General features: G+C 69.2%; 13 protein-coding genes. 7 read left to right on the top strand and 6 right to left on the bottom strand.

What is annotated here, in order from left to right:
* Nucleotides 1–39 precede the first annotated feature (39 nt).
* The 3 genes from ACFYMC_RS21930 to ACFYMC_RS21920 are packed head-to-tail and all read left to right on the top strand — an operon-like array spanning nt 40 to nt 3,460.
* Nucleotides 40–744 (top strand): succinate dehydrogenase cytochrome b subunit, encoded by a 705-nt coding sequence (locus ACFYMC_RS21930; RefSeq protein WP_388527922.1) that lies wholly within the window; start codon nt 40–42, stop codon nt 742–744.
* A gap of 2 nt (nt 745–746) precedes the next feature.
* Nucleotides 747–2,696, top strand: coding sequence for a fumarate reductase/succinate dehydrogenase flavoprotein subunit (locus ACFYMC_RS21925; RefSeq protein ID WP_388528032.1), 1,950 nt, complete (start codon nt 747–749; stop codon nt 2,694–2,696).
* Nucleotides 2,693–3,460 (top strand): succinate dehydrogenase/fumarate reductase iron-sulfur subunit, encoded by a 768-nt coding sequence (locus tag ACFYMC_RS21920; RefSeq protein WP_388527919.1) that lies wholly within the window; start codon nt 2,693–2,695, stop codon nt 3,458–3,460. The genes ACFYMC_RS21925 and ACFYMC_RS21920 overlap by 4 nt, the downstream gene beginning before the upstream one ends.
* A gap of 230 nt (nt 3,461–3,690) precedes the next feature.
* Here ACFYMC_RS21920 and ACFYMC_RS21915 read toward each other — a convergent pair whose 3' ends face one another.
* Complete coding sequence (locus tag ACFYMC_RS21915) at nt 3,691–4,428, bottom strand: alpha/beta fold hydrolase (protein WP_388527918.1); 738 nt, start codon at nt 4,426–4,428, stop codon at nt 3,691–3,693.
* 61 nt (nt 4,429–4,489) lie between these two features.
* On the bottom strand, nt 4,490–4,705 hold the full coding sequence (locus ACFYMC_RS21910; RefSeq protein ID WP_388527915.1) for a dodecin: 216 nt from the start codon (nt 4,703–4,705) through the stop codon (nt 4,490–4,492).
* Nucleotides 4,706–4,950: 245 nt separating this feature from the next.
* Here ACFYMC_RS21910 and ACFYMC_RS21905 point away from each other — a divergent pair, with 245 nt between their 5' ends.
* The 3 genes from ACFYMC_RS21905 (at nt 4,951) to ACFYMC_RS21895 (ending at nt 8,106) form a co-directional block, all read left to right on the top strand.
* Entirely contained in the window at nt 4,951–6,195 is a 1,245-nt protein-coding gene (locus ACFYMC_RS21905) for an extracellular solute-binding protein (protein WP_388527912.1), read from the top strand.
* Between the two features lie 166 nt (nt 6,196–6,361).
* On the top strand, nt 6,362–7,153 hold the full coding sequence (locus ACFYMC_RS21900; RefSeq protein ID WP_388527909.1) for a GNAT family N-acetyltransferase: 792 nt from the start codon (nt 6,362–6,364) through the stop codon (nt 7,151–7,153).
* Nucleotides 7,150–8,106, top strand: coding sequence for a lysophospholipid acyltransferase family protein (locus ACFYMC_RS21895; RefSeq protein WP_388527907.1), 957 nt, complete (start codon nt 7,150–7,152; stop codon nt 8,104–8,106). Before ACFYMC_RS21900 ends, ACFYMC_RS21895 begins: the two co-directional genes overlap by 4 nt.
* On the opposite strand, the gene egtD is transcribed toward ACFYMC_RS21895, so the two are convergent.
* From egtD to egtA, 4 genes are read right to left on the bottom strand one after another with little or no spacing between them, the layout of a single operon-like run.
* Entirely contained in the window at nt 8,001–8,963 is a 963-nt protein-coding gene (gene egtD, locus ACFYMC_RS21890) for an L-histidine N(alpha)-methyltransferase (protein WP_388527904.1), read from the bottom strand. The genes ACFYMC_RS21895 and egtD overlap by 106 nt on opposite strands.
* A complete protein-coding gene (gene egtC / locus ACFYMC_RS21885) occupies nt 8,960–9,718 on the bottom strand; it encodes an ergothioneine biosynthesis protein EgtC (protein WP_388527901.1) in 759 nt (252 codons plus the stop codon). The genes egtD and egtC overlap by 4 nt, the downstream gene beginning before the upstream one ends.
* Nucleotides 9,718–11,025 (bottom strand): ergothioneine biosynthesis protein EgtB, encoded by a 1,308-nt coding sequence (gene egtB / locus ACFYMC_RS21880; RefSeq protein WP_388527898.1) that lies wholly within the window; start codon nt 11,023–11,025, stop codon nt 9,718–9,720. The genes egtC and egtB overlap by 1 nt, the downstream gene beginning before the upstream one ends.
* Nucleotides 11,022–12,311, bottom strand: a complete 1,290-nt coding sequence (egtA, locus tag ACFYMC_RS21875) for an ergothioneine biosynthesis glutamate--cysteine ligase EgtA (RefSeq protein ID WP_388527895.1) — start codon at nt 12,309–12,311, stop codon at nt 11,022–11,024. Before egtA ends, egtB begins: the two co-directional genes overlap by 4 nt.
* A gap of 192 nt (nt 12,312–12,503) precedes the next feature.
* Here egtA and ACFYMC_RS21870 point away from each other — a divergent pair, with 192 nt between their 5' ends.
* Nucleotides 12,504–13,328, top strand: coding sequence for a TIGR02452 family protein (locus tag ACFYMC_RS21870; protein ID WP_388527892.1), 825 nt, complete (start codon nt 12,504–12,506; stop codon nt 13,326–13,328).
* Nucleotides 13,329–13,460 lie beyond the last annotated feature (132 nt).

Genomic DNA, 13,460 nt, shown 5'->3' with positions numbered 1-13,460 from the left:
CTTGGACCTCTGGATGCGGGCGGCCTTAGCGTCGCATCCATGGATCTGGCAACGAGGAGGGGCCCACGGCCATCCGTCCTGGGCACCCTCTGGAAGTCCACCATCGGTAAAAAGGTGGTGATGGCGGTATCCGGGCTGATCATGCTCGGCTACCTGGTCGTGCACATGCTGGGCAATCTCAAGATCTTCTTTGGGCCCGCGGAGTTCAACGGATACGCACGGTGGCTCCGTAGCCTGGGTGAGCCCGTCCTGCACCATGAGTGGGCGCTGTGGATCTTCCGTGTGGTCCTTCTCGCCGCCGTGCTCCTGCACGGCGCATGCGCCTATCAGCTGAGCCGCCGCGATCTCGGCGCCCGGCCCGTGGCCTACGCCCGCCGACGCCACCGGGACAGCTACGCCGCCCGGACGATGCGCTGGGGCGGTGTCATCATCGGCCTCTTTCTCGTCTGGCACCTGCTGGACCTCACCACCCTCACGGTCAACGAGCGGGCTTGGGCCGGCCATCCGTACGAGAACGTGCTCGCCACCTTCTCCACCTGGTACGGGAACGTCATCTACCTGACGGCCGTCATCGCCCTCGGGTTCCACGTGCGCCACGGACTGTGGAGCGCCACCCAGACGCTCGGCCTCGGCAGTGCCGCCCGCGACCGTGCCCTCAGGGCCCTCGCCAACACCCTGGCCGTCCTGTTGACCCTGGGCTTTGCCGCAGCCCCCGTCGCCGTCATGACCGAAGTGGTGAAATGACCTTGAATAGTTACGCCTCCTACACCACCGGAGCCCCCCTCACCGACACGAAGGCGCCGCTAGGTCCTCTGGCGGAGCGCTGGGACCGTCGACGATTCGAGGCGAGGCTGGTCAACCCGGCCAACCGCCGGGGTCAGACCGTCATCGTGGTCGGCACCGGGCTGGCCGGTGCCGCGGCTGGTGCGACCCTCGCCGAACAGGGCTACCGGGTGGTCCAGTTCTGCTACCAGGACTCCCCCCGCCGCGCTCACTCCATCGCCGCCCAGGGCGGTATCAACGCGGCGAAGAACTACCGCAACGACGGTGACTCGGTCCACCGCTTGTTCTATGACACCGTCAAGGGCGGGGACTTCCGCGCCCGCGAGTCCAACGTCCACCGCCTCGCGCAGATTTCGGTCGAGATCATCGACCAGTGTGTGGCTCAGGGCGTGCCGTTCGCCCGAGAGTACGGCGGTGGTCTGGACACCCGCTCCTTCGGCGGTGTGCAGGTGTCACGCACCTTCTACGCCCGGGGCCAGACCGGTCAGCAACTGCTTCTCGGTGCCTACCAGGCGCTCTCCCGACAGATCGCCGCCGGACGGGTGGAGATGCACGCCCGCACCGAAATGCTGGACCTGATCGTGATCGAGGACCGGGCCCGGGGCATCGTCGCCCGGGACCTTCTCACCGGTGAGGTCTCCACTCACATCGCCGATGCGGTCGTGCTGGCGAGCGGTGGGTACGGGAACGTCTTCTACCTGTCGACCAACGCCATGAACTCCAACGCCACCGCCGTGTGGCGGGCCCACCGCCGAGGAGCCCATTTCGCCAATCCCTGCTTCACCCAGACTCACCCCACCTGCATTCCGCGAACCGGAGCACATCAGTCCAAGCTCACGTTGATGAGCGAATCGCTGCGCAACGACGGCCGGATCTGGGTTCCGAAGACTCAGGGAGACCGCCGACCACCGCACCGGATCCCCGAGCGCGACCGGGACTACTACCTGGAGCGTTTGTACCCCTCCTTCGGCAACCTGGTTCCGCGCGATATCGCCTCCCGCGCCGCCAAGAACGTCTGCGACCAGGGGCGGGGTGTCGGGCCCGGTGGAGCGGGCGTGTACCTCGACTTCGCCGACGCGATCAGCCGCCTGGGCAAGGACAAGGTGGCGGAGCAGTACGGCAACCTCTTCGAGATGTACGAGCGGATCACCGCGGAGAACCCCTACGAGGTCCCGATGCGGATCTACCCCGCGGTGCACTACACGATGGGTGGACTCTGGGTCGACTACGACCTCCAGACCACCGTGCCCGGTCTGTTCGCCATCGGCGAGGCCAACTTCTCCGATCACGGTGCGAACCGGCTCGGTGCCTCCGCCCTGATGCAGGGCCTCGCCGACGGCTACTTCGTCCTCCCGTCCACCATCAACGACTACCTCGCCCGCCGACCGAAGGCGGACCCCGTCACCGCCGACCATCCGCAGGCAGCCGAGGTCCTGCGGGAGACCAGATCGCGCATCGAGCGTCTGCTCGCCGTCCAAGGAGACCGCACCCCCGACTCCTTCCACCGTGAGATCGGCGAACTCATGTGGGAGTACTGCGGGATGGCGCGATCCGGGGAGGGGCTTCGTACGGCCCTTGAGCGCATACCCGCTGTTCGTGAGGAGTTCTGGCGGCGCGTCAGGGTCCCAGGGTGCGGAGCGGAGTTCAACCAGTCGTTGGAGAAGGCCAATCGGATCGTCGACTACCTGGAACTCGCCGAGCTCATGTGTCTCGATGCCCTGCACCGCGCCGAATCCTGCGGCGGGCACTTCCGAGTGGAGTCACAGACCCCACAGGGTGAAGCTGCCCGCTCGGACGAGGAGTTCGGCTATGTGGCCGCATGGGAGTTCACCGGCGCCGGCAACGCACCCGTCCTGCACAAGGAAGACCTGGTCTTCGAGTACGTCCACCCCACCCAGCGGAGCTACGCATGAGGATCGACTTGCGGATCTGGCGCCAGCCGGACACCGACAGCCCCGGGGCCATGGTGGCCTATCGGATCGAGGGCGTTCAACAGGACATGTCCTTCCTGGAGGTGCTCGACACCCTCAACGAGGATCTCATCCTGCGCGGCGAGGACCCCGTCGCCTTCGACCACGACTGCCGCGAGGGGATCTGCGGAGCGTGCAGCCTGGTCATCAACGGGGAACCGCACGGCCCGGAGCGCACCACCACCTGTCAGTTGCACATGAGGGCCTTCCGCGACGGCGACACCATCGACGTGGAACCCTGGCGGGCGGCATCCTTCCCCGTGCTCAAGGACCTCGTCGTGGACCGCACCGCGCTCGACCGCATCATCGGCGCCGGCGGCTACATCAGCGTGCCCACCGGCGCCGCTCCCGAGGCACAGACCGTCGCGGTCCCCAAGGCGGACGCCGACCACGCCTTCGAGCACGCCGAGTGCATCGGCTGCGGAGCCTGCGTCGCAGCCTGCCCCAACGGCTCGGCGATGCTCTTCACCGCGGCCAAGGTCAACCATCTCAACGTCCTGCCCCAGGGGGCACCCGAGCGGGAGAGCCGGGTCCTGGACATGGTGGAGCGAATGGACCAGGAGGGATTCGGCGGGTGCACGCTGGCCGGCGCCTGCGCCACGGCCTGTCCCAAGGGCATCCCGCTGCCGTCCATCGCGGCGATGAACAAGGAATGGTTGCGCGCCCTACGAGCGGGCCGCTCGACCGCTGACCGGCCCGGACGGTGAGCGGCCCGGACGGTGACCGGGTCCCGGGCGGAGCCCCGCACGTGCGTCCTGCCCCACCGACCGAGGTGGTCGAGGCCGTCCAGGCGTTCGTCGCCCTCGCCCGCATGATCGAGGGAGTGTCGAGTGCGGCGTCGTCCGGTTCACTCTCCAGTTGACGGAACAGGAGTCCACGGCCCGCCGGATACCTCACTCACCCGCCGCAGCACCCACCTGCTGGGCGCAGCCGCACTTCAGCGGGCGTTGTCGCGCAGGAAGGTCTCAAGCCGCGCGCTGAAGCCCGGTGCCCCGGCGACGAAGTGACCAGCGCCGGGACGGACGACGCGCTCGCCGGCGAGCGCCGCCGCGAGCGCGTCACAGACCCGCTCAAGCGCGGCTGAGTGGCCTCCGGAGGCGACGAGCACCGGGACTTCGGCTCCACGGACGGCGGCGAGCCGTGGGCGTGCCTCGCTCGTGGGTCGACTGCCGTGCGCCCGCCGGACGCCGGCCACCACCTGCTTGGGCAGCGGGCCTTCGCCGACGGGGGCGCCCGCGAGAGCGAGGAACTCACGCAGTTCGCCCGGGTCAGTGTCCATCCCGTGGGTGAGGACCGCATCACCGATGCGTTGGAGCCGTGCCACTTCAGGGTCGTAGGGGGCGAGCTGGTTGAGCGGTGGCTCGATCAGGGTGAGTGAGCGTATGTTGCCGGGCGCGGCAGCGACCGCGATCAACGCCCCGAGGGCCCCGTAGGAATGGGCGACGACATGGGGGCTGCCGACGAGCAAGGGGGCGAGGTCCTGCGCGTCCACGTCGAAGTCCTGACGCCGCTGTGGCGGAGGGCTCGGAGGGTAGCCCCGCCGGTGGACGTATGCCAGGGACCACCGTTCGGCCAGTGGAGCGAGGGCGCCCCACGTCGTGCGCGGGCCGGCTCCTCCGTGTACGAGGAGGACCTCCGGCCCGGAGCCATGGCGCACCACCACGATCTCGTGCACGAAACGAGCGTAGCGGCGAACGCCGAAGCACGGCCCCGGTGCCCGGCGGGCGGTCCGGATTTCAGGCGTCGCCGTCGAGTCGGAAGCCGACCTTCATGCCGACTTGGAAGTGGGCGATCTCGCCGGCTTCCAGGTGACCGCGGATCTGGGTGACCTCGAACCAGTCCAAATGGTGCAGAGTCTGGGATGCCCGCTGGATGCCGTTGCGGATCGCCTGGTCCAGTCCCTCGTGCGAGGTACCGACGATTTCGGTCACGCGGTAGGTGTGATTGGACATGTGACACTCCCTGCCGGGTCGGTTGAACTCGTGCCCTACCACGGTGCCCCAGGGACACAATCCCCGCGAGGCGAGGGCCGCGTGATGTTGCGGTGAAGAAAACATGATGCCCAGACCCTTGACCCGTTCATTGGTACATGCCAATTTCAAGCCAACCCAGTGAACTCCTGTGACACCTCCGTCACAGGAAGCCACCGGGCGGCACACCCTTGCAAACCGCCCGTCCCGTTCAGAAGGTGACCTAAGTGAACAAGCGCCTCCTCGCCGCGTGCACGGCCCTCGCCGCAGCGGCCCTCTCGGCTTGCAGCCACCTCCCCGGTGGCGGCGGTACCACCACGGTCACCGTCTGGCTGATGAAGGACAGCGCCTCACAGAGCTTCCTGGACCGCTTCGAGGAGTCCTTCGAAGCGGAGCACGAGGACATAGATCTGGACATCAGGATCCAGGAGTGGACAGGCATAGGGGACAAGATCAATGCGGTGCTCAGGGGGGACGAGACCGCTGATGTGATCGAGGTCGGCAACACCCAGGTCGCCATCTACGCGGAGAGCGACAAGCTCACTGACCTCACCCTGGAATCCGTCCGTGACTGGGGTAGCAAGGACTGGCTGCCCGGCCTGTCCGACCCGGGGACCGTCAACGGTGCCCAGTACGGCATTCCCTGGTATGCCGCCAACCGCGTGGTGATCTACAACAAGGATCTCTTCGCCAAGGCGGGGATCTCCGAACCGCCCAAGGACCGCGAACAATGGCTGAAGGACACCAAGAAGCTCGACGAGGGCTCCCAGCAGGGCATCTACCTCGCAGGCCAGAACTGGTACGTGCTCGCCGGGTTCATCTGGGACGAGGGCGGCAACCTGGCCGAGGAGTCCGGTGGCATCTGGAGCGGCACCCTGGACTCACCGGCCGCGCTCAAGGGCATGGACTTCTACAAGGAGCTCCAGCAGCTGGGCGAGGGGCCAAAGGACGCCGACGAGGAGACGCCGCCGCAGACTGAGGTGTTCGCGGGCGGGGACGTCGCGCAGATCATCGCACCGCCCGGATCGGCCCGTCTGGTCGAACAGCTCAACCCGGAACTTGAGGGGAAGCTGGGCTACTTCCCCGTTCCCGGCAAGACCGAGGACAAGCCGGGGGCCGTCTTCACCGGCGGCTCCGACCTGATCGTGCCAGGTACCACCAAGAACCGGCGGGCCGCAGTCAAGGTCATCACCGCGCTGACGGGCGAGAAGTGGCAGACCGACCTCGCCCGGTCGATGAGCTACGTACCGAACAAAACCTCCCTCGCCTACGTCAGCATGGGGAGCGAAGGCACCGCGGCGATGGCCGCCGGCGCCGCACAGGGCCGGGCGACGCCCACCCTGGCCCGCTGGGCGCAGGTCGAGGCGAACAACCCGATCAAGCCCTATATGACGGCCGTACTGGAGGGCGAGGACCCGGAGAAAGCCGCCGAGGCGGCGACCGCGACGATAACGCAGATGCTCGGAGGCTGAGCCCCGGGCCATCCACGGGTGGCTGAGCCGGGAACTGAATCCCGCCATTCAGCATCCCCACATCCGCGCTCTCCATGACGGTCACGTCGAGTAAAGGCGACCACGGAAGAAGTGAAGGTGCCGGACCGAGAACGGTCCTGGCACCTTCCGCCCTCCGGAGTGAGTCATGACCGTCGCGCCCGTGTCAGCCCCCACCCCCCTCGTCGTGCCCGGCCCCCTCCCGACTCCGACCCCGCGCTACACCGTCGGACTCGCCCGTCACCAGGGGGATGTGCGCGCCGCCCAACAACTGCGCCACCAGGTGTTCGCGGGCGAGCTCGGAGCCAGCCTCGACGGCCCCGAGCCCGGCATCGACGCCGACGCCTTCGATGCCTACTGCGATCACCTGCTCGTTCGCGAGGAGGTGAGCGACGAGGTCGTCGGCACCTACCGGCTACTCCCTCCGGAACGTGCCGCCGTGGCCGGGCGACTCTACGCCGAAAGCGAGTTCGACCTCTCCCGGCTCGACCCCATCCGCCCCGACCTGGTCGAAGTAGGGCGCTCCTGCGTGCACCCCGATCACCGCAACGGGGCCGTCATCGGCCTCATCTGGGCAGGCCTGGCGCGCTACATGGAAACCACCGGACACAACTGGTTGGCCGGCTGCTGCTCCCTGCCGCTCTCAGACGGTGGTGGCATGGCAGCCGCCACCTGCGCATCCGTCCTCGAACGCCACCTGGCCCCCGAGGAGTACCGCGTCACCCCGCACCAGCGGTGGCACTCCACGAACGCGGTACGGCCCGCCGGCGCAGAACTGCCGGCCCTGCTCCGCGGCTACCTGCGACTGGGGGCCTGGGTCTGTGGCGAGCCCGCCCACGACCCCGCCTTCGGAGTGGCGGACCTGTACGTGTTGCTTTCCCTGCGCCGGACGAACCCCCGCTACCTGCGCCACTTCCGATCCATGGTGCAGGACCGATGAACCTCTGGCTGCCCGCTGCACCCTGCACCCCGGCGCGCTGTGTGCCGGTCAGCGGTCCGAAGGTGGCCCAGCCGCGTGCGGTGGGACGGTTGCTGGCCGGCCTCGCCATTGTGCTGCTCGGCCTCCTGCTGGCTCCGGCGGTCCTGCACCTGGGACCCCGGCAGCGCTCCCGGGCGGTGCGCGCCTGGGCCCGCGCCCTGGTGCGCGGTTTCGGGGTACGCATACGGATCAGTGGAACCGGTGCGTGCCTCCCTCTCGCGCATGGGAGCCTCGTGGTCGCCAACCACATCTCCTGGCTGGACATCCCGCTGGTCGCGTCCGTCGCGCCGAGTCGGATGCTGGCCAAGAGCGAGATCGGCCGTTGGCCGGTCCTGGGGCTGCTGGCCAGCTGCGGTGGCACGCTCTTCGTCGACCGAGAACGCCTGCGGGCACTGCCTGCGACCGTGGATCGGCTGGCGGGTGTACTGCGCACAGGGTCAAGCGTGACCGTGTACCCCGAGGGGAGTACCTGGTGCGGTCGCTCCAGCGGCCGGTTCCGGCCCGCGGCGTTCCAGGCGGCCCTCGACGCGGGCGTGGCCGTCCAGCCGATACGCATCACCTACCGCTCGGCGGACGGCACCGGCACCACCGCACCCGCCTTCATCGGCGCGGACACGCTGGCAGCCTCGCTCTGGAGTGTGGTCAACGCCCGTGCCGTGACAGCCGAGGTCCGGGTGCTGCCGCGGATCCCGCCCGGCCTCCACACCGACCGGCGCTCCCTCGCCGGGGCCGCCCAGCGTTCGGTGGCCGGCCCCGGCGTGGGAGCGGTGGCCCGCGCGAGCCACCGCGGCTGCAACGGGCCCGGCGCTCAGGACGCCTTGGCCAGCGAGAGCGCGAACCGACCCTCGGAATCCGTCCACCACTCGGTCAGTTCCATTCCGGCCGAAGCCAGCTCACTCTTGACGCCTTCCTGACGGAACTTCGCCGACACCTCGGTGCGGACGTCCTCGCCCGTGGCGAAGGGCACTACCAGGTCCAGCCCGCGGATCTTCACCGTCTGGGCTTCGCGTGCCCGCAGCCTCATCTCGATCCACTCCTCATCCGGGTTCCACCGCGCCACATGGGCGAAGGCATCCGGATCGAAGTCGGCGTCCAACTCCCTGTTGATCACGTGCAGTACATTGCGGTTGAACTCGGCCGTCACCCCCTGGGCGTCGTCGTAGGCGGCGACGAGCACCGCCTCTTCCTTGACCAGGTCGGTACCCAGCAGCAGGGCGTCGCCCGGCGAGAGCATGGCCCGCACCGCTCGTAGGAAGGTCTGTCGCTCCGGCGGCAACAGGTTGCCGATGGTGCCTCCGAGGAAGGCCACCAGACGGGGTCCGGGTGTCTGTGGCAACCGCAGCGCGCTGGTGAAATCGGCGATCAGGGCGTGCACCAGAAGTCGCGGGTGCCGCCGCAGCAGTTCGCGTGCCGCACCCGCCAGCGCACTCTCGCTGACGTCCACCGGCACGTAGGCGTGCAATGCGGGCAGGGCATCGATCAGGTGTCGGGTCTTCTCCGAGGATCCAGAACCCAGTTCGATCAAGGTCCGTGCTCCGCTGGCCGCAGCGATCTCCGTAGCCCGGGCGAGGAGGATCTCCCGCTCGGCGCGGGTCGGGTAGTACTCGGGCAGCCTGGTGATCTCCTCGAAGAGCTCACTGCCGCGGCTGTCGTAGAACCATTTGGGCGGCAGGGCCTTCTGGGCCATCCGGAGCCCTTCCAGCACGTCCGTGCGCAGCGCGCTCTCGGCAGCGTGTTCGTCGAGGGTGCGGGTCAACAGGAAAGGGCTCATGGCGAAGGCTCCTTCAGCGGGGTCAGGCGGATCTCGGTCCGGGTCGCGGTCAGCAGACTCCGGTCCGCCACCTCCGACCAGCGCGGATCGTCGTCATACGGCTCGGAGGCCACCACCGTGCGGCTGCCGTCCGGTACGGCGAGGTACCACAGGGAGTCCCCCCAGGTGGTCGCCGTGATCGTCTTCCCATCGGTCAGCAGCAGGTTCAACCGTGACCCGGGTGCGGCTTCGGCGACCGCCGAGACGGCCCCCGCGAGGGCGTCGCCCGGATCCTGCCCGGAACGCAGCCGGTCCAGCACCATCGCCCACACCAGTGCCGAGTCGGTGCGCGCTGCCAGGGACAACAGCAGCTCCGCGGGCAGTTCCGGCACCGAGCCGGCGAGTGAGCCGGGCCAGCCGCGCACTGCCCCGTTGTGGCTGAACAGCCACCGCCCCTCGGCGAACGGGGCAGCTGCCGCCTCCCCGTCCGCACCCGCCACGGTCGCGTCGCGTACTGCTGCGAGCAGCGCGGACGTACGGACCACCCGGGCCAGGTCGGGGAAGGAGGAGTCGGCCCAGATGGGCCCGGACCGACGATAGCGGGCGGGCACCGTGTCCTGTGGCGCGTACCAGCCGACTCCGAAGCCGTCGGCGTTCACCGTTCCGTACTTCTGCCGGCGAGGCTCCCAGGACTGTCGGTACAGCGCGTGAGCGGGCACCGTCAGCAGGTGCCCGAGCGGCACTTCCTCACCCACGTAAGCAAGATGACGGCACATCAGACATCCCTCGCGGTGCGGAACCCAGCGAAGATCTGCCTGCGCACCGGAAGGTCCCAGTTGCGGAAGGTGCCCCGGCAGGCAACCGGATCCACTGCGAAGGAGCCGCCCCGCAGCACCTTGTGGTCCGCCCCGAAGAACACCTGGGAGTACTCCTCGTAGGGGAAGGCGCGAAATCCCGGGTACGGCAGGAAGTCGCTCGCCGTCCACTCCCAGACATCGCCGATCAACTGGCGTATCCCGAGCGGCGACTCGCCTGCCGGATAGCTTCCGGCCGGAGCGGGGCGAAGGTGCCGTTGCCCAAGGTTCGCGTGCTCGGGTCTCGGGTCCGTGTCGCCCCACGGGTAGCGCGTCGAACGCCCCGTGGCCGGATCGTAGCGGGCGGCCTTCTCCCACTCGGCTTCGGTGGGCAGCCGTCGGCCCGCCCAGCGCGCGTAGGCATCGGCCTCGTACCAGCTGACATGCAGGACCGGTTCCTGATCCGGAACCGGTTCGTTGACTCCGAAGCGGCGCCGCATCCACTGCTCCGCACCGTCTTGATGCCAAAACAGGGGGGCTTCGATCGAGTTGCGCTGGACCTGTTCCCAACCGGCCGGCTGCCACCACCGTGGGTCGCGGTAGCCGCCGTCGGCCATGAAGGCCCGGTAGGCGCCGTTCGTCACCGGAACCGTGTCGATCCAGAAGGAGGCGACCTCCCGCGGGTGCGCGGGCCGCTCGTTGTCCAGAGCCCAGGGTTCGGTTGACGTTCCCATGGTGAAGGGGCCTTCTGGCACCAGTGCTTCGGATGCCCGTACGGCAGGCCCGGACGTGGGTCCGGGGTCCGGTGCGGTGAGCACCGGGCCGCCGCGACGAAGCTGATGTGTAATCAACATGGTCTCGTCGTGCTGCTGTTCGTGCTGTGCGACCATCCCGAAGGCGAACCCGTCCCTCAGGAGCGGTCCCCCCTCCCAGGCGGATCGGTCCAGTATGTCCAGCACCCGCTCGCGGACCTCGGCCGCGTAACTGCGGGCTGCCGAGGGGCCCAGCAGCGGCAACGAGGGCCGCTCGGCCCGAGGGTGACGGAAGGCGTCGTACAGGGGGTCTATCTCCGGTCGCAGTGGCTCGAAGCCGCCTACGTTGCGCAGCAGCCAAAGCTCTTCCTGATTGCCGATGTGGGCCAGGTCCCATACCAGCGGCGACATCAGCGGCGAGTGCTGGGCGGTGAGGTCGGGTCCCTCCACGCAGTCGGTGAGCAGCGCCGTGCGGCGCCGCGCCTTGGTGAGCGCCGACAGGGCCCGCTCCCGCCCGGCCAGTGGTGCCTCGTTCACGTTCCGACTTCCTTTCCGTGCGTAGCGTGACGCTCGCGCTCGCCGTACTCCTCGTCAGCGGGACAACGTCCGCGCGCGGTGTAGCGGTCGTAGAAGGCGGCTACCGCCGATTGCACCTCCGCGCTCGCCCCGGTCCGCGGGAGCGCCTCCAGCGCCGCCCGGAAGCAGGCGTTCGTCACGGCCCGCAACTCCGGACAGGCCAGCCCGTCCCGGGCCGCGGCGCGCCACAGCGGATTACGGGGGGCCGGCGTCCGTCCCGCGGCGTCCGCGAGGCCCTTGACCGCCCGGTAAGCCGTCTCCGTCGCCTCCGGTACGTCGAAGAGGGCCGCCACCACCGCTACCGGAACGACCCAGCCGTCCTCACCGGGCTGCGCGTCGATCATCCGTAGCTCCAGGTGTCCCCGTGGTCGCACCGGCGGGAACAGTGTGGTCAGGTGGTACGCCAGATCCTGCTCCGTTGCCGGGCGGGGACGGCCGGTGCGGGCCCACTCCCCGAAGGTCAGCCCTTCGGGGACTTCCCAGGGCTGCCCGGCCACCGAGCGGACGCACATCACTTCGGTGTCCATGACGTGCCGGGTCCACGTGGTGCGCGGATCGCCGTCCAGGGGTGGGGCCAGCGCCCGCCGGGGGTCGATGTCGTTCCAGACGGCCTGCCGCGCCGATCTCCAGCCGCGGTAGCGGCCTTCCTGGCAGGGGGAGTTGGCGAATGCGGCCACGAACACGGCGCCCAGCAAGTGGGCCAGCCGCCAACGGCGGGCGTAACCGAGCGGACCGGGCTCCTCGTGACCGGCGTCCAGACAGACCTGCACCGAGGCCGACTCGCGCATCATGGCCCGGCCCGCGGGGCCCGTACGGTCGAAGTAGGCCTCCATGGCCTCGTAACGGGGATCGTGAAGGAGCCTTCGCGTGCCACGGGGCTCGAAGCCCCGACCCCTCAACGCCAGTCCGAGGGGGCGTAGATGGTCACGTACGGCTGAGAGATCGGTGCGTAGGCCGTTCACGCACTCCATCAGGGAGGCTGCGGGCAACGAGCTGAGCTCCAGCTGCCCACCGGGTTCCACGGTCAGTGGCGTGCGCAGACCCAGGGCCTGCAGCGAGGAGTGTGCGGCTTGCAGTCGCTCGGGAGGGACTGCCTCCCGGGGGCGTTCGGGGTCGTCGACCAGCCACTCCAGTTCCGCACCGAAGAGTCGGGGCGGGCCCGTCTTGAAACAAATGCCCCGCAGGAGGTCCTCGGCCTCGTCCGCGGTGATCGGCGGTTCGGGAAAGGGGTTCGCGTCGTACGCCATGGCCGCACCCTCCAATCGAAGACCCGCGCCGTCTCCGCCCGGGCTGGTATCGCCGGAACGGCTCTGGCGGGGCCATCAAATACAGTGCTCTACGAATCCCACAAGAGTGCGCCTCTGGCCGGTGCGGATCCGGGATGTGCGGCTGGGATATACCGCTTGCACCCGGAGCGTTCGATCTTCGACGATAGTCCGATGAGTTCGAGACTGCGCGCAATAGCCGCGGAGAACGCGGCAGTGGTGGCGGCAGGTGGCTACCGTGCGCCTTCTGGGCGCGAGGTGCCACTCGCGTCCGCCGTGGCGGAAGCCGTGGCAGGGACCAAGATGTTCGGGCCCGCTCCGCTCGCCCTGGGGGAGACGCCCCGGAGCGCGGCTCCCATGATCTTCGAAGTGACGGCGGAGAGCAGTACGGTGGCGGCCCGCAGACTGGCCGAGGACGGTGTTAGCGTCGCGGTGCTGAACTTCGCCTCGGCACGCAATCCCGGCGGTGGGTACGTACGCGGCGCAAGCGCCCAGGAGGAGGCGTTGTGCCGTGCCTCAGCGCTCTACCCCACGCTGCTGGCGGCCCGCGAGTTCTACGAGCACCACCGGGCCGAACGCAGCGCTCTCTACTCCGACCGGGTGATCGACTCCCCGGGCGTGCCGGTTTTCAGGGATGATCGCGGACGGTTCCTGGAGGACCCGTTCAGCGTCGGGTTCCTCACTTCGCCCGCGCCCAACGCCGGCGTCCTGCGGCGCCAGGAGCCGCAACGCACCGGCGACATCCCCGGAGCGCTGGCCACCCGTTCCGAGCGGGTCCTTGAGGTGGCGGCCGTGCACGGGTACCAGCGGCTGGTGCTCGGCGCCTGGGGGTGCGGCGTCTTCCAGAACGACCCGGTGGAGGTCGCCGCGGCCTTCCACCGGCACCTGACCGGGCCGGGACGCTTCGCGGACCGCTTCGAGCGGGTGGTGTTCGCCGTCCTGGACCGTGACCCCAGTTCGCCGGCCCGGGCCGCTTTTGCCGCCGCCTTCCTCGGATAGCGCCGGGGGGGGGGGGGCCCCCCCCCCCCCCCCGCGCGCCGCACGTTCGATGACGGGGGGCAGTTCATCTGCAGCCGGAGCGTTACCCCCGGCGCGGGACCACGCGAACAAAAACAACCCGGGCCATGGCCC

Source organism: Streptomyces sp. NPDC006879, from assembly GCF_042869595.1.
Classification (GTDB): domain Bacteria; phylum Actinomycetota; class Actinomycetes; order Streptomycetales; family Streptomycetaceae; genus Streptomyces.
The sequence above is the reverse complement of the archived record's forward strand: the minus strand, read 5'-3'. Positions and strand labels throughout refer to the sequence as shown.